We start from the raw sequence: 23625 nt of genomic DNA on the forward strand, positions 1-23625 counted from the left end.
TCTTCTGGTGAGTTCTCCCGATGGACAGGCCTTGAGCCCCTCGAATAGGAACTTGAGAGCTTCATCGACAAGGAGATGTCGAGTGACTGCAAGCTATGTCGAGGCTTCCTCGGGGGCATCGCTCACGCTCATGGCGTACATTGCGACATGTCTTGCGACGTTGCGCGCAGCCTCGCGCGATGGCCCTGCAAATTCCGGAATATGGCTCTGCATATTCACGCTTTTCGGCCTTCTGACCATCAACAAATACTTTGACCTGCAAACCAGGTTCGCGGATTTCATGCGCTATGAGGCAGAGATTTATGGATGGTATGGAAACAGACGATTATTTCAGCACATATTATTCATCTCGTCGGTCGCATTATTCCTGCTCACGACATTCTGGATAATCCCGCTGATCAAGCGCCGTGGCTATGCACTGTCGATAGCTATTTTCAGCAGCTTTTTCCTGACTTTGTATATCTGCATTCGCGCCACATCCTTACATGGCATCGACAGTTTCCTGGGATCCCAATTTCTAACGATCAGGATAAATGATTTTCTTGAGCGCTTCGGTATAGTGGTCACTGGAATTGCCGCATTGACAATGCGCCGCCCCATGCACGCCGACCGACGATAACAGCCACTCACAGATGAGATGGGTTAAGGCGACCACATCGCATTCTCGTCCACCCGCTTTACGATTCCCGACTCGCTGAAAGTGCCTTGCAAGGCCCCCTCTGTGACCCCCGCCAAGTCGCTCTAGGCTGGCGAATAGGCTGTGGCGTTGCGGGCGCGGCCTGGCAGCCAGCGTGCGATCGTGTCGAGGAAGTTGGGGGTCCGGCTGGTCGGGACGGCTCCGAAGAGGGGTGCGCGCACCGCACGGCGCAGGCTTTCGGTGCCGTGGATGGTGCCGGTCAGCATCTCGCGCGCGATGACGAAGACGAGGCCGAGGCCGAAACCGGCGACGATGCCCATCAGCACGACCATCCAGATGCTGCGGCCGAGCGGATGCAGCGGCAGGCTGGGAGCATCGACGACGGTAAAGCGCTCGCCCTTGTCCTCCGACTGGAGGTTGGCGGCGACTTGCGCGTCGAGCTGCTTTTCGCGCAGGGAATCGTACTGGCGCTTGATGTTGTCGTATTCGCGCTCGATCGTGTTGAGCTCATAGGCCGACTGGGGCGCCTGGGCGACGCGGCGGTCGAGGTCGGCCATGGTGCGCACCAGTTCCGCGCGACGGGCGGCAAGGGTGGCGATACGTTCGCGTCCGGCGGCGATCTCGGCTTCGATCAACGTCTCGCCGCGGGTCGGGTCCCGTCCGACCATGGCGCGCTGGCGCTCGACTTCGGCGCGTGCGGCGATGACGTCGGGGAAGCGTTCCGAATGGGTGGAGAGCAGCGTGGCGAGGCGTTCCTCGGCGCGATTCAGTCCTTCGATACCGGCCGGGGCGCTCTCGAGTTCCTGCTGGCGGGCCGCGAGCAGGCTCGACTGCTGCGCCACGCCCAATGTCTCGGCATCGGTGCGCGACACCTCGGCCCGCATCGCCGAGTTCGACTGCAGACTGAGCGCCAGGTCGGTGGCAAGGGCGCCGGCATAGCGGGCCTCCACGTCGCGCCGCTCCTCGGCAAGGTCATGCAACTGGCTTCGCATCCTGTCGGAGCGCGCGGCAAAGAACGCGGCGGTCCCGGTCGCCTGCTCGGTGCGGAAGCGCTTGTCCTCGACAAGGAACATCATCGCCAGTTGCTCGGTCACCGCCTGCGCGGCCCGGGCGTCGCGATAGTCGAACGAGAGGTCGAAGGCGATCGTACCGCCCCGCCCTCCGGCCGGATTGGCCGCGACGAGATTGACCCCGACTTTCGTCCGCATGATCTCCAGCAATCTGGCCCGAGGCATAATCGTGCGCTCTTGCGCGTAGAGATCATTTTGCTCGATCAGCCGGGTCAGGCTGTCACTGCTGATCACCTGCTGGCGAATCTTGGCGATGCGCTCGTCCGCGGCTTGCGCCAGCGACGAGGATATTAAATTCCGCCTGGCTTGGGGTGAATCGAGCAGCAGCGTCGCACTGGAACGATAGACCGGCTCCTGCCTTGAGGCGGCAACGCCGGCCACCATGCCCCCGACAAGGGCCGGCGCGACCAGCCAACGCCAGCGACGCCGCAATATTGCGAGCAATTCCGCCGGACAGATGGTGAGACCATCGGGCGGGCTGAGGGCCAACGCCGGCCGGTCGACAGCCGGCGACAAGGGGAGCGGCGCATTCACGGGACGAGGGTGCAATGCGTTTGCCCGCATTGCTGCAAAGGATCCGGCCAGAGCTCCCGATACCAGCCACGTCACCGGTGTGAGGGAAGAGTTCGGAATCATGTCAACGAGGTTGAATGACAGGATCAGGGCCAACGCCCCGGTTTCACGCGAAATCTGGCGCTTGTAGCGCAGCAGGCCCAGGAGCGGGAAACACATCATTCCGAATTGCGCCAGATAACCGATCCAGCCGGCATAACCGAAGGATATCACCCACATGCCATCGGTGATCGAAATGTCCCTGCCCGTCTGCGGATCGTAGACGCGGGACCGTCCCCAGCCACCCCAGCCGAACCACGGGCGCTGATTGGCTTTGGCCAGCAGATTGTCTTCATTGGTGATACGGGTCTCGAACGAGCCCGATCGCTCCGAACTATACTCGGCAACCGTGCGGTTGAACCATTCGACCGGAATCAGGCCCGCCCCTCGCGTGGCAGGATAGGTGAGGAAGATCACCGCGACGATGGCGGCAATGGCAAGCTGACGACGCGGCCGCATCAGTAGGGCAAGAGCCATGAGGCTGCCCAGCAACAGCGCTCCAAGCGATTTCTGCAGCAGCAGGATCACCCACAAATAGGCGGACAAGACCTGCGGGCGGAATCCGAAAATCCTGGTCGGGGTGCCGCGAAGCGCCATCAGGGCTACCGTGCCCATTGCCAAAAACCAGGCCAGTATAAGCCCATGCGACAGGAACACCGTAGCCCGGAAGCCGCCTCCACGCATCTGCTGCCCGAACATGGAGGGATGGATGCCGTAAACCCACCGGTGAAGCTGGGGACTTATCTTGAATTCAAGCAGGGTCGGCAGCGAATACAGCAGCATCGCGCTCCCCAGAAGTATGAGGATATTGCGATGGGAATCCGCAGAGTACAACACTTTTACACCGATAACCACTATGGCTATCGTAAGCGTATTCTCAAAAACTACGCCGAATACGTCATGCATCGTGAGGGCGGGGAGAGGAATTGGCATTGGAATGACATCGGGATTTGTCAGCACCGTCATCACGGACGATACGACGAGCATCGCCATGAGGAGCATCAAAGCCCGGGGTACGCCAACCACAGGACCAACCCGTCGATGACAAAGGTACGTGAGTACGATTCCGAGAGAGACCACCGATTGCTTGGACAAATCCGGCAAGCCCGGCAAATCGACATTGATGTTGGAGGGCAGCAGCAAGTACCCGGCGAGGCAGCTCGAGATTACCGCGCGGTCCACCGGGAGCGCTCGAAATCCTAATGCGGCGAACCAGGGCCAAAGCCACAGGACCACGGTTGAAAAAGCATTAGGAACGGCACGTCTCCTGGAAATGAAGGGAAATCGACGCAAGGCAATTTGCTTGCCTCGTCTCGGCGGCACCATTCTGGTGACCACGCAGCCTGAATAGGGAGGGGAAAATCCCTACCCATGGGCCGTCCCGTCTGCTGCACGAGACCTTCCCTCCGGTATCCCGATCACGAAGCCGGAATCCACATGGCGCATTATAAGGTGGTGGTTTCTCGCGATAGACAGGCGCCCAGTCGTCCCGCTAGATATTGTCCTGTGAATTCAATCCACAGTCATATGCCGCCACGTTACCTCAAGAAGGTATATTGCGTAAAAGATCATACAACTAATATTCTAAAATAGAACGTGATTAGATACCGATTATCTATAATGGTTTTTGTAAATTTACTTGACCATTAAATCGCGCAAAATCCTTACAGCACCCCTATTGGCGACTGAGCCGCGATGGGATGATTTCTTGAGGCATCGCGAGGCCCGATCGTCCGGTCGTGTCTGTCGCATGCCGAATCGCGTCCGCTACGACCACCGTTGGGCACACAAGAGCAAGGTATGAAATATGCGCTACCGTGTGCTGTTGATCGCCGAAGCGGCTAACCCGGAGTGGGTGAGCGTACCTCTCGTCGGCTGGTCGATCGCAAATGCCCTGCGCTCGGTCGCCGACGTTCACCTGGTTACCCAGGTCCGCAACCGACCGGCGATCCTGCGGGCAGGACTGGTTGAAGGGGTCGACTTTACCGCCATCGACAACGAAGCCGTGATGCGGCCGTTATGGTCGCTAGCGGAGAAACTCAGGGGAGGCGCCGGAAAAGGCTGGACCACCCTCGCCGCGCTCGGGGCGCTGGCATACCCCCAGTTCGAGAGAATGGTTTGGAAACGGTTCGGCGATGCGATCACCGCAGGCCGGTTCGATGTGGTCCATCGCGTGACCCCCCTCAGTCCGACGGCCGCGAGTTCCCTGGCGCACCGCTGCGCCCGCGTCGGAGTGCCGTTTGTAGTTGGCCCGATCAATGGCGGGATCCCGTGGCCCAAAGGGTTCGACAGTGAACGTCGTCGGGAAAAGGAATGGTTGTCGTATGTGCGTGGCATCTACAGGATAATGCCCGGAATTCGCCAAACGTGGCGGAACGCCTCGGCCGTGGTGGTGGGCTCGAAACACACCGCGACGGAACTTCCGGCCAGTTCCGCCGGCAAGACCGTCTACATACCCGAAAACGCGATCGACCCCGCACGCTTTTCCAGTCCCGTTGCATCACGGCGAGAGGACATACTCAATCTGTGCTTCATCGGCCGGCTCGTGCCTTACAAGGGGCCTGACATTGCGATCGAGGCTGCCGCCGACCTGCTGCGTACCGGAAAAGCCAGGCTGACCATCATCGGCGACGGCCCGATGATGCCCGCATTGCGTGCATTGGCCGAACGGCTCGGCGTGGCCAGCGCCGTCGATTTCGCGGGATGGGTCGAGCACGGAGAAATCCCTAGCCGGGTTGCCGATCAATCGGTGTTCCTTTTCCCCAGCGTGCGTGAATTCGGTGGCGGCGCCGTCGTCGAGGCGATGGCGCTCGGGCTCGTGCCGATCGTTGTGGACTATGGCGGGCCAGGCGAGATCGTCAGCGACGAGACCGGATTTCGCCTGCCTCTCGGCACCCGGACGGCATTGCTCGCGAGCGCCCGTTCCGTGCTCCTGGAGATCGTCAACGGCGTCCATGACCTGCCGATGATGGCCAGATGCGGACGCGCCAGAGTGAATTCGCTCTACACATGGAGGCGCAAGGCCGCACAGCTTGTCGACGTCTACCGATGGCTTCACGGACAACGCCAGGGGCCTCCCGAATTCGGCTTCTTCGACCGCCCCGCCACCGAAGACCGGGGGGTGTCCCCCCGCCGCCTCGCCGGAGCCACGGGAGCGGCCGGCTGAAATGCTCGCCGACAGCAAAATCGGCCGTCCGGGCGGTTCGCACGCACGGACCGCGTTCGCGCAAGATCACGTTGCCACGGACGCTTTTGACAACCGCCGGCTTGGACGGCCGCATGCAATGATCAGGATCGCAGCCGCATGAACCATGCCCAGCTTTCAGACGTATCTGGTGCCTCCATCCCCGCTGGCTCGGCCCTTTACGGCCGGATCAGGAACCTGCTTTTGCGGGACACCAATATCGTCGTCATTTCCGTTGTCCTGACCAATCTCCTGCGCGCGCTCAGCAGCGTCCTGCTCACCCGCTTGCTGGTCCCGGAGGTATTCGGCATCACCGGCATCATCAGTTCGATCGCATTCACGGTCGGCATGATGTCGGACCTCGGCTTCCAGAGCTTCGTGATACGTCATCCCGACGGAGACAAACCACGGTTCCTCGATACCATCTGGACGATGCAGGTAGCGCGCTCGGTCATGCTGACCGTGGCGATACTGGCTGCCGCGCCCGCCATAGCGGCCTTGCTGGGCAAGCACGACCTCGAGATCGTCATCATCATCTCCACGCTGTCGTTCCTGATCGACGGTGTGGCGTCTATCACCATGCTGACGGCGCTTCGCCATCGCTTGATCCTGCGCCTGTCCCTGCTGGAACTGGCGGTCCTTGCCGTCCAGGTGCTGCTGTCGGTTTCATTCGCGTATTTCTGGCGCAGTTACTGGGCCATCCTGGCAGGCGGCATGATCGGCAGCGCGTTCAAGACATTGCTGAGCTATGTCATGTTTCCGAACTCCCTGCGCAGACCCGCACTCGACCGCGGATACATCAAGGACCTTTGGGGCTTCGCAAGGTTCGTGACGGGGTCGAGCATCATAACCCTGCTGCTGCTCCAGGGCGACAAGCTGGTCCTGGCGCGATTGATGCCGCTCGATCAGTTTGGCATCTACATGCTGGCTGTAAACCTTGCGGGAGCGCCGTTGGCATTCGCCTGGGGGTATGCAAGCCGCGTGCTCTCCCCCTATTATGCGCAAGCGTGGCGCGACGGGCTGCCCGACCTGAGGGGCCTGTTCTATGCGAAGCGTCGCCTGCCCTCGCTGCTGTACAGCTTTGCGGCCGGCGGGCTGATCGGCAGCGCCCCGCTGATCATCGCCATACTCTACGACCCGCGTTACGCCGCGACGGCCACCTACCTCCAACTGCTTTCCATTTCATCGTTGCTGGCATTGCCTTCCAACAGCGCGAACGAGGCTCTCACCGCGACGGGTCATGTCTCGATGATGTTCCAGTCCAATGTGACGAAGTTCATCGGGATCATCATCACAGGCTCGATCGGCTTCACCGTTTGGGGCATGCTGGGACTGGTCGCCGCCGTGGGCCTGATCGAAATTCCGCCGCTTGTCTTCAAGTGGTACCGGTTGCGGCAGGTCGGCCTGCTGGACCTGCGCAGCGAGTTTCAGTTCCTTGCCGCCAGCATCCCCGGCATGGTGATCGGGGCAACCGGCGACTGGCTGCTCCGTCCGATCTTCATCTGACGGACAGGAGGCGCCGGATACCGCCGCGCGCGAAAGCAGCGATCCGAACTTGCGCTTGAGCGCCGAGCCTTAGGTTCGCTCACCCGTTCGAAAACGCGCTGTTCACGCATATGCCAGGCAGCGAGCAGGTTCCCGGCCGAAAGCGATTACTCGCCTAGCCCGAGGCATCCCCCGAAGCATCCGCGCAGATCCGTCCGCGCAGCAAGCCGTTGCGGGACAGGTCAACACGAAGTGCCCCCCCACTGGGCCTCACGAGCTGGGACGATGGCACCCCCTTGGCTCGTGCCGATCCACTTTCTCGGGCAGCCCCGGCGCACCATCGTCGTCGGGATACGACACCGTTCGGGCGAAAGGGCTACGCCCCTTTACCCGCCAGGACACCGCAAAGATGCCCTGCCGCTGGAAAAGGCGGCTCAAGTTCTAGAGGAACAGGTCGTTTTCAATTCCGGATGCAGGTGACGAGGTCCGCTGCGGAAACGGAAGTCAGAAAGTTCGCATGCGCATGAACTCGCCCGGCACGTCCGATGCAGGCGCGCAATTCAGGGCGCTCTGCAAGATGTGCGAGAATTTCGGCCAACGCCGCTTCGTCGCCTTGCGCAAACAGATATCCTGTAAGTGCGTGCTGGATCATCTCCTGCGTGCCGCCAATGATGGAACACACCACGGGAATCCCGACACTCATGGCTTCCATCACTGCAACAGGAGCCGCTTCTCCGAACCCGACGCTCGGCAACACGAATGCATCATAGCCTGTCAGCCGCTTGCCGATGTCGTCATTGGCCACCGGGCCGACCATCGTGACCTGGCCCTCAAGACGCGCCTGTCCGATTTCCTTTTGTATTTCCTCCGCATGGCCACCCTCGCCGATTATGTCGTAATGAACGACGAAGCCCCTGTCCCTGAGCCTGCGGACGGCAGCGATGGCATGCCTGTGGCCCTTCATATGATCGAGACGCGCGACGGTCACAATCTTCAGAACGCGCGGCGCACTCCAGTCGTCTTCCTTCCGATTGCCCGCATCCAGTTCGATACCCATGCGGATCAGCTTGGGGTCTTCCCCAAGACCGGGAACGTGTTCCCGAACTTGCGCCCGCAGCGCATCCGTGACGCATGCGACGAACTTTGCGTTCTCGAACTTGAAACCATGCCCACGACCATAAATGGCCAGATCACCATGGAGCGAAAGGCTGAAGGGAGGCCCGCCAGCCAGTCGGCAAAATGCCAGCACATATCCGGCATCGGCGCAGCTATGGCCATGAATATGATCGATTTTCATCCGGGAAGACAGCAAGTTCAGTTTCGCACCGATCACAGCGAGCGCAAACAGCTTGCCCCACGTCTCATGTTCCTTGCGCAGCTCTCGAACATCACGCCTGCCGAGAACTTTGACCGCAAGAAACACGGCAATGATCCAGCCCAGGACATCCTTTAACCGAAAATCCGCCAGGTAATGCGTCCTTCCCGCGGCGATTTTTGAGAAGGCATGGCTCACGTTGCACTTCGGACGCCGTGTCGAAAAAATCGTGACCACTTCCCCGGAATTTTCGATGTGCAGGATTTCACGCCAGAAGAAGCCGTGAGTCTGTCCAGGAAACTCCGGCACCAGGTATCCAATGTTCACAGAGACCTCTCAAGATGACGACAAATCCTCGAGGCCGGAAAGACGTGGCGATCGCCGGCCCCACGTGGCTTGCCCCAACGTGGACCCTGTGTGTCATCGCGATGCCGACTGCGCCATTCTCGTGACCAAGCAGCGGAAATCGCGGAGGGACGACACGTAATGAAAAAACCGTGACTGACGGCAGCAAAGCAGTCCGGGTGAAATCGCCCGGAGCACAAGCGGGATGACACCGCACTCGGGGTGTCATTCACCTTCTGAAATGCGGTGCCTCCTTGTCGGACCCATGCGACCGGCCGCGGACGCCTCTCTACGCCCAGCCTCGGGGCATATTCACCCCCGAGGCCGGGTGCATGAGCTTCGCCTTACGAAGCGTCCATGCCTTCAGAGCGGATTGTCGAGCTGAATGATGGCCTCGTCGCTGGCGCGCTGGGTCGTCTTGAGCTGGCGCGGGGCCTTGAAGCTGGCGAGCACCGGCGCATCACGCTCGTAGATGTCGTTGAACGCCTGGAGCGTGCCATCGATCGAGCGGGCGAAAGTGAAGTACGTGAGATAGACCGGGAAAGTCCGGGTCATCGCCACCTTCTTGTACTCGCCCGCGCGCGACAGTTCAGCGGCATCGGTGCCGGACATGCCCGCACCGAGGATCGCCATCGTCATGCCCAGTTCCACCGCGCGCTCGGTGCGGATGCAGCCATGGCTGAAAGCACGCACGTCGGAATTGAAGTAGGACTTGGCGGGCGTGTCGTGCAGGTAGATCGCATGCGGATTGGGCATGTCGATCTTCATCAGGCCGAGCGCGTTGTTCGGTCCGGGCTGCTGGACGACGGTGATCACGCCGTTTTCAGCCTTGTAGCCCTTGTAGCCGTTGTTGGCGGCCCACTTCGGGTTGTTCATGACCTTGGCGCCCAGCCCCTCGCCCTTGACGATCGACTGCGGCACCGTCCAGGTCGGGTTGAACACGACCGCGCTGACCGTCTCGGCCAGCTGCGGCGTGGCGGTGCGGCCGGGCTTGCCCACCACCGTCTTGTAGGTGCGCAGGATCTTGTTCTTGACCACCAGGCGCAGCTGGAATTCCGGCACGTTGGTCATCAGGTAGACGGTGCCGAGATCGCGGGCGAGCCAGCGCCAGCGGTCCATGTTCGCCTGGATCAGCGCGCGGCGCTCCTTCTGCGCCATCGGCGTGGCGTTCAGCGCATCCTTGAGCGCGGCATAGTCCGGGTTGGTCGGCGCGAGCTTGGCGACGACGCCGACAACATCATGATCGGACAGCGCCTGCGCCATGATCTGCTCGGTCGGCATGGCGTCCTGATCGGGATCGACCGCGAACCACTGGACGCGCGCGGGCATCGGCGTGCGACCATCGCGCAAGTCCTCGATCAGCCAGGCGAAGACGCGGCTGGCGAGGGCATCGAGCGCATCGCCCTCACCCTTGGCGATCGCGGCCTTGAGCGCGGCGGGCTGGTAATCGGCGGGGATGAGGCCTTCCTTGCCGATGTAACCAATGGTGGTCAGCAGTGCCTGCGCATCCGACAGCGTCCAGGGCATGACCGGCTCGGCCAGCGTCACTTCCTGCACGATGGGAGAAGAGACGGTAGGCGCCTGTACCGGCACTGCGCCCGGGGCGGAGGAGGGCGTCGCGGTGGGGGCCGCTGCAGGACGCACCGGCCTCGCGGTCGCGGGGGCCGTGGGTGTCGGCGCCGCGACAGTCGGCGGGAGCAGGTCCTCGGGCAATTTCTCGGTCTTGATCTTCTGCGCCTGAACCGGCTGCACGCCGACAGCCAGAAGCGTCAGCGCCGAGACGACGCTGGAACCGAACCGCTTGAAACTCACCATATTGCCTTGAAACCTGCCCGATGGAGACCTTGGGGGGAAGACGCGCGGCGTTCTCCAAGGTTGCCGCCACGCCGCATAGATGTGCCCGTTTACGCGCCTTTCTTCAAGGATGCGACATGTCCCGGCGATGAATTGCTTGCGCACAACCTTGCGCCGGGCGAGAGGCGCAGGCGTCATGCGTGCCTCGTCCGCTCCTTCCTCGCCCCCTCTTCCGGTGCTGGCGCCCGTCATGGCAGTCGTCGCCGGGATCGCGGCGTTCAGCGTCATGGATGCTGCGATGAAGGCCGCTTCGCTGGCGATCGGCGTGGGGACGGCGCTGCTGCTGCGCAACCTGTTCGGCACACTGCTGACGATCCCGCTGTGGCTGGCGAAGGGCCGCCCCGTGCCGACCCGCACGGTGGCGCTGTTCCACTTCCAGCGTTCCTGCGTGACATCGGTGATGGCGGCGCTGTTCTTCTACGGCCTCGTCCGCATTCCGATGGCCGAGGGCATGGCGATCTCGTTCTTCGCGCCGATCATCGCGCTCTATTTCGCGGCGCTGCTGCTGGGCGAGACGATCCGGCCGCGTGCGATCCTTGCCGCGCTGCTCGGCCTCGTCGGCATGGTGGTGATCGGCGCGGACCGTTTCGGTGCGGGGGAATACGGCGCCGAAGCGATCAGGGGCACCGCCGCGATCGTGCTTTCCGCCGTGTTCTATGCGCTCAACCTCGTCATGCAGCGCAAGCAGGCCCTGCTGGCGGGGCCGGTGGAGATCGCGCTGTTCCAGAATCTGAACGTCACGGTGTTGTTCGCCCTGTTCGCCCCGCTCTACTGGACCGTTCCTGACGCCGTGAGCCTTGCCTGGACGGTGCTCGGCGCGGCGCTCGCCACTACCGCGCTGCTGTTCCTGTCCTGGGGCTATGCACGGGCCGAGGCGCAAGTGCTGGTGCCGGTCGAATACACCGGATTTCTCTGGGCCGCGCTCATGGGCTGGATGGTCTTTGGCGAGCACCTTGGCCTCGGCGTCGTGGCGGGCGCGGCATTGATCGTCGTAGGTTGCTGGATCGGCACTCACCGGAACCAAAACAACACCTAAGTCTAGGGCTTCGTGCCCTTGACGTCGCGCCGGGCAAAGCCCACGTCCGGGGCAGAGATTTCCGCCTGTCGCACTGCAACACGACACTGGAACGTGTGTTGTGGCCGAGGCAGGCTCATCACAGAAGGGGATAAAGCCCACCATGACACAGGTCGGACAGGACTCGCTCGGCACCCGCAGCACCATGACCGTCGGCGGCAAGACAGTCGCCTACTACTCGCTCGGCAAGGCAGCCGAGAAGCTGGGCGATGTTTCGCGCCTGCCATTCTCGATGAAGGTGCTGCTGGAGAACCTGCTGCGTTTCGAGGACGGCGGCTTCACCGTCGGCGCCGAGCATATCCAGGCCGTAGTGGACTGGCAGAAGAACCCCGTCACCGGCGAGGAAATCCAGTACCGTCCCGCCCGCGTGCTGCTGCAGGACTTCACCGGCGTCCCCTGCGTGGTCGACCTTGCCGCCATGCGCGACGCGATCGCCAAGCTCGGCGGTGACACCAGCAAGATCAACCCGCTGGTCCCGGTGAATCTCGTCATCGACCACTCGGTCATGGTCGACGAGTTCGGCCACCCCAAAGCCTTCGAAGAGAACATGGAGATCGAGTACGCGCGCAACATGGAGCGCTACGACTTCCTCAAATGGGGCTCCAAGTCGCTCTCCAACTTCTACGCGGTGCCGCCGGGCACCGGCATCTGCCATCAGGTGAATCTGGAGAACATCGCCAGGACCGTATGGTCGAGCGAGGACCAGAACGGTGAACTGGTCGCCTACCCCGACACCTGTGTCGGCACCGACAGCCACACCACCATGGTCAACGGCCTCGGCGTCCTTGGCTGGGGCGTCGGCGGGATCGAGGCGGAAGCGGCGATGCTGGGCCAGCCGGTCTCGATGCTGATCCCCGAAGTCGTCGGCTTCAAGTTCGTGGGCGAACTGAAGGAAGGCGTCACCGCCACCGACCTCGTGCTCACCTGCACCTCGATGCTGCGCAAGCACGGCGTGGTCGGCCGCTTCGTCGAGTACTTCGGCCCCGGCCTCGCCTCGCTCAGCCTTGCCGACCGCGCGACGCTCGCCAACATGGCGCCCGAATACGGCGCGACCTGCGGCTTCTTCGGCATCGACGGCAAGACCCTCGACTACCTGCGCCTGACCGGCCGCGAGGAGGAGCAGATCGCCCTCGTCGAAGCCTACGCCAAGGAGCAGGGCTTCTGGATGGAGCCGGGCGCACCCGATCCGATCTTCTCCTCGACGCTGGAACTCGATCTGTCGACGGTCGTGCCCTCTCTCGCCGGCCCCAAGCGCCCGCAGGACTGGGTCGCCCTTCCCGAAGTGGACGACGTCTTCAACGCCGACATGGCGCAGACCTACAAGAAGGCCCCGCAGCGCGTCCCCGTCGAGGGCAAGAACTTCGACATCGGCGACGGCGACGTGATGATCGCCGCCATCACCAGCTGCACCAACACCTCGAACCCGAGCGTGCTGGTGGCCGCCGGTCTCGTCGCCAAGAAAGCGGATGAACTGGGCCTCAAGCCCAAGCCCTGGGTCAAGACCAGCCTCGCGCCGGGATCGCAGGTCGTCACCGACTATCTGGAGAAGGCCGGGCTGCAGGCGCACCTCGACAACATCGGGTTCAACCTCGTCGGCTACGGCTGCACCACCTGCATCGGCAACTCCGGCCCGCTGGCAGAGCCGATCAGCAAGGCGATCAACGACAACGGCCTCGTCGCCAGCGCGGTGATCTCGGGCAACCGCAACTTCGAGGGCCGCGTCAGCCCCGACGTGCGCGCGAACTTCCTCGCCTCGCCGCCGCTGGTCGTCGCTTACGCTCTCAAGGGCACCGTGGTCGAGGACTTGCTCACCACGCCCATCGGCCAGAGCAAGGACGGCGTGGACGTGTTCCTCAAGGATATCTGGCCCACCAACCTCGAAGTCGCCGAGACGATGACCGCCGCCGTCGACCGCCAGATGTTCCAGGCCCGTTACGCCGACGTCTACAAGGGCGACAAGCACTGGCAGGCGATCAACGTGGTCGGCTCGGAAACCTACCAGTGGCGCGCCGGGTCCACTTACGTCGCCAACCCGCCCTACTTCGAGGGCATTGAGATGACCCCGGCTCCGGTCACCGACATCATCGAGGCCAAGCCGCTGCTGATCCTGGGCGATTCGATCACCACCGACCACATCTCTCCGGCCGGGTCGATCAAGGCCGACAGCCCGGCTGGCCAGTGGCTGATGGAGCACCAGGTCGCCAAGGCGGACTTCAACTCCTACGGCTCGCGCCGCGGCCACCACGAAGTGATGATGCGCGGCACCTTCGCCAACATCCGCATCCGCAACGAGATGGTCCCCGGCATCGAAGGCGGCATGAGCCGCTTCGGCGAGGAGCCCGGTGCGGTCTACGACGTCGCGCAGAAGTACAAGGCGCAAGGCACCCCGCTGGTGGTCATCGCCGGCAAGGAATACGGCACCGGCTCCTCGCGTGACTGGGCGGCCAAGGGCACCAACCTTCTGGGCGTGCGCGCGGTCATCGTCGAGAGCTTCGAGCGCATCCACCGCTCCAACCTCGTCGGCATGGGCGTGCTGCCGCTGCAGTTCAAGGAGGGCGAGAGCCGACACTCGCTGGCCCTCAACGGCGACTGCGCCTTCACCATCAAGGGCGTCGCCACTCTGAAGCCGCGTCAGGACGTGGAGGTCGAGGTCACCCGCCCGGACGGCACGCAGTTCACCTTCACCGCGCTGTGCCGCATCGATACTGCCAACGAGGTCGAATACTTCAACAACGGCGGCATCCTGCAATACGTCCTGCGCAACCTCGCCGCGAGCTGACCCGGCGCGGAGACGATAAAACCCCGCCCGGCACGATCCGGGCGGGGTTTTTCGTTATGCACCCAGACTCCGAGCCCACCCCATTCCGTCACCCTGAACTTGTTTCAGGGTCCATCGTGCTGCCAAAGCTGGAGCGTGGTTTCACCAGCGGATCCATCGGTTCTCTATTCCGCGCTCCGGTCTCGCTGCAAAATGGACCCTGAAACAAGTTCAGGGTGACGGAGCGGGAAACCGAAGTCGCCACCTCAGAAATAAACGTCGATGTAGTCCGTCAGGCCGTCGCACCACTCGAACTCGCGGAGGCGGTAATACTTGCGGTTCTGCGTGATCGCGAAATGCCAGGTCTTCGTCTTGTCGCACCGGCGCCCGGCATCAGGCGTATCGGTGATGGCGATGCGGCCCTCGAACGTGAAATAGTCCGCACCGATCTCAGTGATGGCCCCGTCGAGGAACAGCCGCCCCGGCCCACCCGCCTCGGCCTGCGCACCGCGCAAATGCCAGACCCCGGCGTCCTGGTGTATCGCTGCGGTGCCTCGGGTGTTCCAGTCGATCCATTGCAGCGCCAGCCCCTTGTTCGCCGCCAGCCGATGCGCGCCCTTCGTGTCGAGGATGCGGGTGGGCTCGTGAGCACCTTGGGCGGACGCGGCTGCGCCAAGTGGGAGAAGCAGGCAGGCGAGCAGGAGGGAACGGATGCGCATGATGCGACAGTATGGGGCTCGGCGCGCGGATGGAAGACCTTGCGGAGTGCGAGCCTTTGCCGCGCCGCCAATGCCGAGCCGATTGGGCGTGGCGGGCTGCCATCACAAAATTGGATCGTCATCCCAGCGAAGGCTGGGACCGTTGTGACCATGATGTGCCCTGTCGGCAGGGCAATGCGAACTTCATCCCGGCCTCGCCGAGAAGCAGTGTGATGACGAGAGCGGTCCCAGCCTTCGCTGGGATGACGATGATGTTTGGACGACGACTTTGAGGCGTTAGCCACCCTTCCGAATATTCCTGAAAGCTCTACCCAACCACGGCACCGGCTACCCCGCCTCGCTCACCCAGGCCCTGATCTTCTCCGCCAGCCCACGCGGCATCTGCGGTGGCAGGCCTTCCAGCGCGAAGAAGCCCGCCTCCACGATCTCGCGCTCATCTATACGCGGTACCCCCTCGGCGCTCCCCAGCACCACGCGAACCACGTTGCGGCCGCCATGCAGGTCCTCGGCGCTCATCGCCAGCAGCCGCGCCCCGACGAGCGTGCAGCCGGTCTCCTCCAGCATCTCGCGCGCGGCCGCCACCAGAGGGTCTTCGCCAGACTTGAGGCCACCGCCGGGCGGCATCCACTTGTCCGAGCCATAGGAATGCCGCACCAGCAGCACGCGCCCCTCCCCGTCGAGCGCCAGCACGCGCACCCCGTCGAGGCGCGGGCGCCATAGCCGCCATACCTGCACCCGGACCGCATGCGCCGCCCGGTAGAGCGCTCGGTGCAGCCGCGCAGGAAGCCAGTTCAGCAGAAGCAGGTGACTTTCGCGGAAGTCGCGCGCAGCAGGCGGGCGACGGGCAGGTCATGCTCGCCCCTGAGCGCCGCGTCGAAGACCGCGCGCTTGTCGGCGCCGCGGATCACGAACACGATCTCGTCGCTGTCGAGCAGCGAGGGGATGGTGAGGCTCAGCCGGTCGAACGGCGCCTCGGGCGGGAGCGGATCGGGGGTGAGGCGGCGCACGGCCAGCGCGTCGTCCACCCGAGGATCGGTGTTGGGGAACAGCGAGGCGATATGCCCGTCGCCGCCCATGCCCAGCCACGCGATCGCGAAGTGCGGCGGGATGGCGTCCTCGGTCAGCGGGACGATCTTCGCGCCGACGGGCTCCAGCCGGGTGCGAATCTTTCCGACGTTGCTGGCCGGATGATCCTCGGAAACGATGCGGTCGTCGCCCGGCCATAGGGCGATGCGGGGCCACGGCAGGTCCTCGGCCGCAAGCCGATCGAAGATAGGGAACGGCGTGGAGCCTCCCGGCACGGTCACGGCGATGTCGGAAGAGACGGCCAGCGCACCGCGCAGGCGTTCAGCGAACCAGGCGGCGATGGCAGCGTCGTCCGCGCCTTCGATCATGTCGACGTTGAGCATGGAGAGCGCCCTAGCACTCCCCTGCCCGATGCGGAATGGTTCAGGCGAGAATCTCGCGCAGGAACCATGCGCGCTGCTCGGCCTGATCGGTCCAGTCGTCGATAATGCCGTCGGTGGCATTGTCGCCGGCCTCTCCAGCCAGTTCCTTGGTCGCCTTCAGGGTGGCGACGTAGGCGGTGTTGTCCTGGAACAGTTCCTTCACCATCGTCATCGCGTCGAGGCTGGTGTCGTCCTCGTCCTTGATCGAGGTCTTCGCGCCGATCGCACCGATCGAGGTCAGCGTCTTGCCGCCCAGCTTGCGCACGCGCTCGGCGATGAGGTCGGTCAGGCCGAAGATCTCGGTCGCATGGGCATCGAACAGCAGGTGCAGGTCATGGAACTGCGGACCACGCACGTGCCAGTGGAAGTTCTTGGTCTTCACGTAGAGCGCGAAGGTGTCCGCCAGCAGCCCGTTGAGGCTGTCGATGAGCGCGGCCTGCGAGTTGTCTTTGGAAGTCATGCGTGAATCCCTCGATTTGTCGTGTTGTGAACAGAACTAGGCTCAAGAAACGCGATTGGAAAGGATAGGTTCGATTGCAAAAATCGATCAGAGAATGCCGATTTGGCGAAGGAACATCCCGATCGCCACGGTGAGGAGCGCGGCGCCTACGACGCGACGCATCCATCGCGCCGCCACCGTTCCCAGAAGCTCCGGCCTTGCCCACGCAAATGCAACCAGAACCACGCCGCCGAGTGCGCCCGCCGCACCTGCAGGCCCGGGACCGGCAAATCCGACGCCCATGCCGAAGACGAGGAAACGCGCGGCGTCAGTAACCTGATGCGCGAGCAGGACCAGCGCCAGAGCACCAAGCGAGTTCGTTGGCTCCCGCAGATCGCGACGCGGCGCAAGCACCATCGATTCAAGCCCCGCCATCCCAAGCGCGATGGCGGCAAAGATGGTGCGGGCAGGCGGAGGCAACTGCGCCAGCATCAGCATAGCTGCGTAAGCGGCCAGCGCCGCCGTCGCAATGCTCGTTGTCATCGCGACGATCAGCACTGCCGGACGCCGCCCCTGCCCTGCGGCGAGCCCGGCGATGGTGACCTGGTCACGCGCACCGATGCCCGCCAGAAGCACCGCGATGAATGTGAGGTAGAAAGCAGGCATCAGACGCGCACCATGCCCGCTTCATGCACTCCGCGCGAGCCCGATCAACCCGCCTTCTGGCAGGCGACGATCGCGGTGATGACGTTTGCCGTGTCCGACGGGTCGCGCACGCAGACGGTATCGAGCCCCATCGCCTTGGCCGGGTAGTCATTGCCCCCGGGGAAGATGGCGTCGCCGATGAACAGCATGTCGGCTTCAGCCACGCCACTATGCTCGGCAAGGCGCTTGAGGCCCCACGCCTTGTCCACGCCCGGCTGGGTCACGTCGACCGAAGTGGCGCCGCCCAGGTTGATAGAGACGCCCGGCAGGCGCTTGACGAGATCAGCCTGGATGACCTTGCGCTTGGCAAAATCCGGATCCCAGTGCTCCTTGGCTTCGAGCGGAGCCTGCTGGCCAAGCGCCGAGAAGGTGATCTGGCTGCCGCGATCCTCGATACGCTCGCCCCATGTCTCCTCGGGCGTGAAGCCGGTGGCGGCGAGGGAGGCATCGAAAGCGTCGAGAATTTCCGTCTTCTGTTCTTCGGTGAATAGCTCGGCGTAGATCGGCGACCAGGCCCCCTCGCGATACAGGTAGAGCTTGGCGCCGCTGGTCGGCATCATCCACAGGCGCGAAACATCGGCATGGGCGGGCAGGCGGCTGGCCACCTGCTTTTCAAACTGCGGCCAGTCACCACCCGAAATCACGGCCACCTGCGCCACCGTGAGCAATTGGGCCAACAGTTCCGCCATCTCTTCCGTCAGCGGCTGCTTGCTCAGCGCCAGCGTACCGTCGAGATCGAACGCAACGACTTTCTTCATTCCCTATCCTTCAACAGCTGGCGAGAGGCCGGACGGCCGTAAGCCCATGAATGAGGCCGAGTTTGGTCCCGAAATCCGACTTTGTGATGACCGACCGGCCGCACATTTGCATTTACGGCCACTGAGAGAGATTTGCGCCGTATACAAGCGATCGAGAGCAAGCACCTATCAGTTCACGGCACGCTGCGGCCATGCCGGCATTCTGTCCCGCTGCACCCGTGACAATCATGATCTTATCCCCATTAACCATGATGACTGTACCCTGCGGCCCGATAACCTAGACGCTCGGGCCGTCGCTGTCGACCAGCACGCCCCACCAATCCTTCCAGCTCGACAGTTCCCCGGGCCACCCGACTGCGAACCTGCCCTGGCAGACCAGAGCATTTTTGCAAAGGAACACTGCCGCGCGTCGCTCGTTGACCCCTTCGCAATTGCGGAAGGGCACGCCGCAGGATGATACTGCCGTCCCGAGCTCTCGGGTGCATACCAACAAATGCAGGACTGACAGACAATGACCATTTCGAGCGGCAGCACTCAACCGCGCGGCCAAAGGGATGCGATCACGCCTGCTACTTGTCCATTGGGTCTACCTCTTCCCCTCGAACCGGGCATGCGCTGCGCCCTCTTTCTCGACTTCGACGGCACACTGGTGGAAATCGCGGAAAATCCCGATGATGTTGTAATTGCAGAAGGATTGCCCGAACTGATCGCAGGTCTTGCCGATGCCCTCGAAGGGCGGTTGGCAATCGTCACCGGACGCTCCATTGCTGCGCTCGAAAGCCTTCTAGGATCATTGAAGGTAGCGGTCGCCGGCTCTCATGGCGGTGAATTTCGGCCGTTCGCCAACGCAGAAATCCAGCCGCTCGCTCAACCACTGCCGGATGCGATCGTCGATAGCCTCCAACTCTTTGCCGATCACAACGGCGGCTTGCTGGTGGAGCCAAAGCCATTCAGCGCTGCGATTCATTATCGGCACCATCCCGAGGCACTGGAAGGCCTGCTCCAATGGGCAAAGAGGCTTGCCGCGGAGTTCGGCCTGGGGCTGAAGCATGGCAAGCAGGTAATCGAACTCGTAATGCCGGGGTCGGACAAAGGCACCGCCGTCGCCCGCTTCATGCGCTTGCCCAACTTCGCGGGCGCAACACCACTTTTCCTCGGCGATGACGTGACCGACGAAGATGCTTTCCGCGCGGTGAAGGACTTCGACGGCCATGGCGTGCTGGTCGGAGACATTCGCCCAACTGCCGCTTCATTCCTCCTGCCTGATGTTGCAGCCGTGCATACCTGGATGGAAGCCGGCCTCGAAGCGATCCTCAAATCCGCCCCCAAAAGGGAGACCCGTGCATGACCTCACCTTCACCCACGACCCTCGAACTCTGGCCGATCGGAAATTGCCAGGTCAGCGGGCTGATCGACGAGGCTGGTGCCCTGGTATGGGGGTGCGTTCCACGTGTCGATGGCGATCCTACTTTCTGCGCTCTCCTGCGTGGAAACGATGGACAGGATGCCGGCACCTGGCGCTTCGAACTGGAAAACCAGGTCGCGGTCCGCCAGCACTATCTGCGAAATACACCCATCCTGGTTACGCGGCTGGAGGACGCGACTGGCGGCGCGGTCGAAGTTTATGATTTCTGCCCCCGATTCCAACGCTCGGGCCGGATGTACCGGCCCGTGGCGTTCGCCCGGATCGTGCGCCCGGTCGCGGGCGCGCCGCGCATCCGCACCATCCTTACGCCGATGAGCGGCTATGGTGCGAAACTCGCATCGACGACGCAAGGCTCGAACCACATCCGCTACCTGGTGGAGCGCAATACCCTGCGGCTCACTACCGACGCTCCGGTTGGATATGTCTTCGACGAGCGCTGGTTCCGGTTGGAAAAATCGCTGCATTTCTTTCTTGGCCCCGATGAACCCTTCGCCGGTGACATCGAGTATGACCTGCAGTCGATGCTTCAGAAGACCGGCGACTACTGGCGGCTGTGGGTTCGCGGGCTCGCTACGCCGCTGGACTGGCAGGACGCAGTGATCCGCGCCGCGATCACTCTCAAGCTCTGCCAGCACGAGGAAACCGGCGCCATCGTGGCCGCACTGACCACCTCCATTCCGGAAGCCCCGGGCAGCCAGCGCAACTGGGACTACCGCTACTGCTGGATCCGAGACGCCTACTATACCGTGCAGGCCCTCAATCACCTCGGCGCGCTGGATGTGCTCGAGAAGTATCTCGCTTACTTGCGAAACATCGTCGCCGACGCACCGGATGGCGTGATCCAGCCCCTCTACGCGGTAAGCGGTGCCAAGGAGATCATCGAATGGGAAGCCGCTGATCTTCCCGGTTATCGCAACACCGGCCCGGTGCGTGTAGGCAACGCAGCTTACTATCAGGTCCAGAACGATTGCTATGGCCAGATCGTGCTCCCGTCCATTCAGGGCTTCCTCGACCAGCGCCTGCTGCGCATCGCCAACGAGGATGATTTCCGCAGCCTGGAACAGGTCGGCGAAATGGCCTGGAAGACTCACGACAAGCCCGACGCCGGCCTGTGGGAACTGCGAACCCGCACTGCCGTGCATACATATTCCAGCGTCATGAGCTGGGCAGCCTGCGACCGCCTGGCCAATGCCGCACATTACCTCGGCCTGCTCGACCGCGCGGATTTCTGGAGCGAGCGCGCAGATGCCGTTCGCGCAAATATCGACGCAGGTGCATGGCACCCGGTCGACGGGCACGACGCCGGGGGGCACTATGCGGCCAGCTTCGGCGGCTCGCAACTGGACGCCAGTCTGCTTCAGATGGTGGAATTGCGCTACCTGCCAGCCGATGACGAGCGATTTCGCGCGACGCTGAAAGCCGTGCAGAACGCCTTGCGCCGCGGCGAGCACATGCTGCGCTATGACAGCGAGGATGACTTCGGCTTGCCAGAGACCGCTTTCAACATATGCACCTTCTGGCTCATTGAAGCGCTCCACCGCAGCGGAGAGGATGAGGAGGCGCGCCGCCTCTTCGAGGCGATGCTGGCGCATCGGACCCGGTCCGGGCTCCTGTCCGAGGACATGGATTTCGAAACCGGTGAGTTGTGGGGGAACTTTCCGCAGACCTATTCGCTAGTGGGTATCATAAATTGCGCCGGGCAGTTGTCCCGGTCTTGGCGGGACTGGCGCTGAGACGTCGGTCGTTCCGCCTTTTCGTGCGTGTCCCATACCCGACGCGCCTTTCCAGATGTGTTCCACGTGAACGCTACAGGGGACAGTGCATGAGCCGATTGATCGTCATCTCCAACCGGGTCAGCGTGCCCAATGCCGCTGGCGCAGCAGGAGCGCAAGGCGGCCTGGCGGTCGCCCTCAACTCCGCCCTGCGCGAGAATCGCGGCATCTGGTTTGGCTGGTCAGGACAGGAAACTGCCGAATTCACAGGCCATCTGGACATGCAGCGCAACGTGGGAGTGACCACCGCAACGATCGACCTCGAACCTCAGGACATCGAGGAATACTACAATGGATACGCCAATCGCACGCTCTGGCCCCTGTTTCATTATCGCATCGACCTGACCGAATACGACCGTAACTTCGGTGAAGGATATGAAAGGGTTAACGAGAGATTCGCCGGCTCTGTCCTTCCCCTTATAGAACCCGATGACCTCGTGTGGGTGCACGATTACCATCTGCTCCCGCTGGGCTCGATCCTTCGCGGGAAAGGCGTCAGGAACAGGATGGGCCTGTTCCTTCACACGCCCTGGCCGCCGACCCGCCTGCTGACGTCGCTTCCCTTCCACGAACGGCTTGTTGCATCCATGCTGGAATACGATGTCCTCGGTTTCCAGACGACGGAATGGCTCGAAAGCTTCCTTCACTACGTGCAGAAGGAAATGGGCCTGAAGGTCAATCTCGACAACTCGATCGATTACCAGGGCCGCCGGGTCGTGGCGCGGGCGTTCCCCATCGGCATCGATTATGCCGAGTTCATGGAGTCCGCTGCCGGCGACGAAGCTCGCGAAGCCGCCCAAATGCTGAAGAACAGCGTTCGCGGCCGCAAGATTCTTATCGGCGTGGACAGACTGGACTATTCCAAGGGCCTTGGCGAAAGGTTCGAGAGTTTCAGCCGCTTCCTTTCAGAGCATCCACACATGGCCGGAAGCGCCGTGCTGCTCCAGATCGCCCCGCCCAGCCGGGGTGACGTGGCCAGCTATCAACAGATTCGCGAAGACCTTGAACGCAAGACCGGGCATATCAATGGTGCCCACGCGGAAGTGGACTTCGTTCCGATCCGCTACGTAAACCGGGGCTACCCTCGCGCCCGCCTCGCAGGGTTCTACAGAGCGGCCGATGTCGGCCTGGTAACGCCTTTGCGAGACGGAATGAACCTCGTGGCAAAGGAATATGTCGCAGCCCAGGATCCCGAGGACCCCGGCGTGCTCATTCTGTCTCAGTTTGCGGGCGCTGCACTGCAATTGAAGGATGCCTTGCTCATCAATCCGCATTCCGTCGAGCATGTTGCCGAAACCATAAAGCGCGCGCTCGACATGCCTCTTGCCGAACGCAAGCGCCGGCACGCTCGCCTCCTGGCGTCGGTGCGGGACGAGGATGTGATCCACTGGCGCGAGCAGTTCGTGCGAGCGCTTGCCGGCAAGGACGGCAATGCGGGAACGTCGGCACATCAGGATAAAGCCGCGTGAGAGTGCGGCATGGCACTGACGGCGCCATGGCTGGCCGACACTGAAAATCCATTCGAGGCCCGCAAAGAAATGTGGATGACGCTGGTTCACGGCAAACACCGAACTGCTGTCTGCATCGATGAACGCCAAGTCGGCCATGCCATTTTTTGCACCTGCTCTTTCACAGCAAGTGCATGAAAGACATCGTAAGCATATTCATTCACCAGCCACGCGCATCAAGCCGCCGTCACCGACATCACAATCGACGGCATTTGCGTTCGCGAAAATTTGCCTTGGGATTTTTCACAATCCTGACGGCAATGCTTTGCGGCGCTGATTGTCCTATTGCGTTGCAGCATGATTTCTCCGATGAGGACTTACGCACAATCTCGGAGGTCATCACAATCCCGCCACACACCGCCATGATGACATGACCCAAGCGCCGCATTGCCGAAGCATTCGGCAGTGCGGGACTGTGGCGCGCGCTGCCGATGTATCCATCGAAATGCCATGAAATCCTGCCAGACACACCCGCCAGTTCAGAAGAGGGGTTGAAGTTGAGAAAAGGTATCATT

The 23625-nt window shown here is 62.6% G+C and carries 19 protein-coding genes; 9 read left to right on the top strand and 10 right to left on the bottom strand.

Going from position 1 to position 23625, the window contains the following annotated elements:
- Positions 1-82 precede the first annotated feature (82 nt).
- Entirely contained in the window at positions 83-619 is a 537-nt protein-coding gene (locus ACODRZ_RS21375) for a hypothetical protein (protein ID WP_488972437.1), read from the top strand.
- Between the two features lie 122 nt (positions 620-741).
- Here the strand turns inward: ACODRZ_RS21375 and ACODRZ_RS21380 are convergent, their stop codons facing one another.
- Positions 742-3312: a hypothetical protein gene (locus tag ACODRZ_RS21380; protein WP_488972436.1), complete on the bottom strand. Its 2571-nt coding sequence runs from the start codon at positions 3310-3312 to the stop codon at positions 742-744.
- A gap of 814 nt (positions 3313-4126) precedes the next feature.
- Here ACODRZ_RS21380 and ACODRZ_RS21385 point away from each other — a divergent pair.
- Positions 4127-5485, top strand: coding sequence for a glycosyltransferase family 4 protein (locus tag ACODRZ_RS21385; protein WP_488972435.1), 1359 nt, complete (start codon positions 4127-4129; stop codon positions 5483-5485).
- 138 nt (positions 5486-5623) lie between these two features.
- On the top strand, positions 5624-7009 hold the full coding sequence (locus ACODRZ_RS21390) for an oligosaccharide flippase family protein (RefSeq protein ID WP_488972434.1): 1386 nt from the start codon (positions 5624-5626) through the stop codon (positions 7007-7009).
- 439 nt (positions 7010-7448) lie between these two features.
- Here the strand turns inward: ACODRZ_RS21390 and ACODRZ_RS21395 are convergent, their stop codons facing one another.
- Positions 7449-8630, bottom strand: coding sequence for a glycosyltransferase family 4 protein (locus ACODRZ_RS21395; protein WP_488972433.1), 1182 nt, complete (start codon positions 8628-8630; stop codon positions 7449-7451).
- A gap of 381 nt (positions 8631-9011) precedes the next feature.
- Positions 9012-10463: a L,D-transpeptidase family protein gene (locus ACODRZ_RS21400; protein ID WP_488972432.1), complete on the bottom strand. Its 1452-nt coding sequence runs from the start codon at positions 10461-10463 to the stop codon at positions 9012-9014.
- A 229-nt stretch (positions 10464-10692) separates the two neighbouring features.
- Between ACODRZ_RS21400 and ACODRZ_RS21405 the strand changes: the two genes are divergently transcribed.
- On the top strand, positions 10693-11538 hold the full coding sequence (locus tag ACODRZ_RS21405; protein ID WP_488972431.1) for a DMT family transporter: 846 nt from the start codon (positions 10693-10695) through the stop codon (positions 11536-11538).
- Between the two features lie 142 nt (positions 11539-11680).
- The gene (gene acnA, locus ACODRZ_RS21410; protein WP_488972430.1) at positions 11681-14356 is read left to right on the top strand and encodes an aconitate hydratase AcnA; all 2676 of its coding nucleotides are present in this window, start codon (positions 11681-11683) and stop codon (positions 14354-14356) included.
- 245 nt (positions 14357-14601) lie between these two features.
- Here the strand turns inward: acnA and ACODRZ_RS21415 are convergent, their stop codons facing one another.
- From ACODRZ_RS21415 to ACODRZ_RS21440, 6 genes are all read right to left on the bottom strand, one after another.
- Entirely contained in the window at positions 14602-15054 is a 453-nt protein-coding gene (locus ACODRZ_RS21415; protein ID WP_488972429.1) for a hypothetical protein, read from the bottom strand.
- A gap of 327 nt (positions 15055-15381) precedes the next feature.
- Complete coding sequence (locus ACODRZ_RS21420; protein ID WP_488972428.1) at positions 15382-15789, bottom strand: NUDIX domain-containing protein; 408 nt, start codon at positions 15787-15789, stop codon at positions 15382-15384.
- Between the two features lie 56 nt (positions 15790-15845).
- Entirely contained in the window at positions 15846-16463 is a 618-nt protein-coding gene (locus ACODRZ_RS21425; RefSeq protein WP_488972427.1) for a 6-phosphogluconolactonase, read from the bottom strand.
- Between the two features lie 40 nt (positions 16464-16503).
- Positions 16504-16962: a Dps family protein gene (locus ACODRZ_RS21430; RefSeq protein WP_488972426.1), complete on the bottom strand. Its 459-nt coding sequence runs from the start codon at positions 16960-16962 to the stop codon at positions 16504-16506.
- An 87-nt stretch (positions 16963-17049) separates the two neighbouring features.
- Entirely contained in the window at positions 17050-17607 is a 558-nt protein-coding gene (locus ACODRZ_RS21435; protein WP_488972425.1) for a hypothetical protein, read from the bottom strand.
- Positions 17608-17651: 44 nt separating this feature from the next.
- Positions 17652-18404 (bottom strand): HAD-IIB family hydrolase, encoded by a 753-nt coding sequence (locus ACODRZ_RS21440; RefSeq protein WP_488972424.1) that lies wholly within the window; start codon positions 18402-18404, stop codon positions 17652-17654.
- Positions 18405-18915: 511 nt separating this feature from the next.
- On the opposite strand from ACODRZ_RS21440, the gene otsB reads away from it, so the two are divergent.
- From otsB to ACODRZ_RS21460, 4 genes are all read left to right on the top strand, one after another.
- Complete coding sequence (otsB, locus tag ACODRZ_RS21445; protein ID WP_488972423.1) at positions 18916-19752, top strand: trehalose-phosphatase; 837 nt, start codon at positions 18916-18918, stop codon at positions 19750-19752.
- A complete protein-coding gene (locus ACODRZ_RS21450) occupies positions 19749-21563 on the top strand; it encodes a glycoside hydrolase family 15 protein (RefSeq protein ID WP_488972422.1) in 1815 nt (604 codons plus the stop codon). Before otsB ends, ACODRZ_RS21450 begins: the two co-directional genes overlap by 4 nt.
- Before the next feature lie 89 nt (positions 21564-21652).
- Positions 21653-23071: an alpha,alpha-trehalose-phosphate synthase (UDP-forming) gene (otsA, locus tag ACODRZ_RS21455; RefSeq protein ID WP_488972421.1), complete on the top strand. Its 1419-nt coding sequence runs from the start codon at positions 21653-21655 to the stop codon at positions 23069-23071.
- A gap of 9 nt (positions 23072-23080) precedes the next feature.
- Positions 23081-23248, top strand: coding sequence for a hypothetical protein (locus ACODRZ_RS21460; protein ID WP_488972420.1), 168 nt, complete (start codon positions 23081-23083; stop codon positions 23246-23248).
- Positions 23249-23306: 58 nt separating this feature from the next.
- Here the strand turns inward: ACODRZ_RS21460 and ACODRZ_RS21465 are convergent.
- A partial coding sequence (locus tag ACODRZ_RS21465; RefSeq protein WP_488972419.1) for a hypothetical protein occupies positions 23307-23625 on the bottom strand: 319 nt, incomplete at its 5' end.

Source organism: Novosphingobium sp. FG90, assembly GCF_057808725.1.

Coding starts and splice junctions, on each gene's coding strand:
- ACODRZ_RS21380 (WP_488972436.1), bottom strand. CDS start 3,312: ATGGCGATGCTCGTCGTATCGTCCGTGATGACGGTGCTGACAAATCCC.
- ACODRZ_RS21385 (WP_488972435.1), top strand. CDS start 4,127: ATGCGCTACCGTGTGCTGTTGATCGCCGAAGCGGCTAACCCGGAGTGG.
- ACODRZ_RS21390 (WP_488972434.1), top strand. CDS start 5,624: ATGAACCATGCCCAGCTTTCAGACGTATCTGGTGCCTCCATCCCCGCT.
- ACODRZ_RS21400 (WP_488972432.1), bottom strand. CDS start 10,463: ATGGTGAGTTTCAAGCGGTTCGGTTCCAGCGTCGTCTCGGCGCTGACG.
- ACODRZ_RS21405 (WP_488972431.1), top strand. CDS start 10,693: ATGGCAGTCGTCGCCGGGATCGCGGCGTTCAGCGTCATGGATGCTGCG.
- acnA (WP_488972430.1), top strand. CDS start 11,681: ATGACACAGGTCGGACAGGACTCGCTCGGCACCCGCAGCACCATGACC.
- ACODRZ_RS21415 (WP_488972429.1), bottom strand. CDS start 15,054: ATGCGCATCCGTTCCCTCCTGCTCGCCTGCCTGCTTCTCCCACTTGGC.
- ACODRZ_RS21425 (WP_488972427.1), bottom strand. CDS start 16,463: ATGCTCAACGTCGACATGATCGAAGGCGCGGACGACGCTGCCATCGCC.
- ACODRZ_RS21430 (WP_488972426.1), bottom strand. CDS start 16,962: ATGACTTCCAAAGACAACTCGCAGGCCGCGCTCATCGACAGCCTCAAC.
- ACODRZ_RS21435 (WP_488972425.1), bottom strand. CDS start 17,607: ATGCCTGCTTTCTACCTCACATTCATCGCGGTGCTTCTGGCGGGCATC.
- ACODRZ_RS21440 (WP_488972424.1), bottom strand. CDS start 18,404: ATGAAGAAAGTCGTTGCGTTCGATCTCGACGGTACGCTGGCGCTGAGC.
- otsB (WP_488972423.1), top strand. CDS start 18,916: ATGACCATTTCGAGCGGCAGCACTCAACCGCGCGGCCAAAGGGATGCG.
- ACODRZ_RS21450 (WP_488972422.1), top strand. CDS start 19,749: ATGACCTCACCTTCACCCACGACCCTCGAACTCTGGCCGATCGGAAAT.
- otsA (WP_488972421.1), top strand. CDS start 21,653: ATGAGCCGATTGATCGTCATCTCCAACCGGGTCAGCGTGCCCAATGCC.
- ACODRZ_RS21460 (WP_488972420.1), top strand. CDS start 23,081: ATGGCACTGACGGCGCCATGGCTGGCCGACACTGAAAATCCATTCGAG.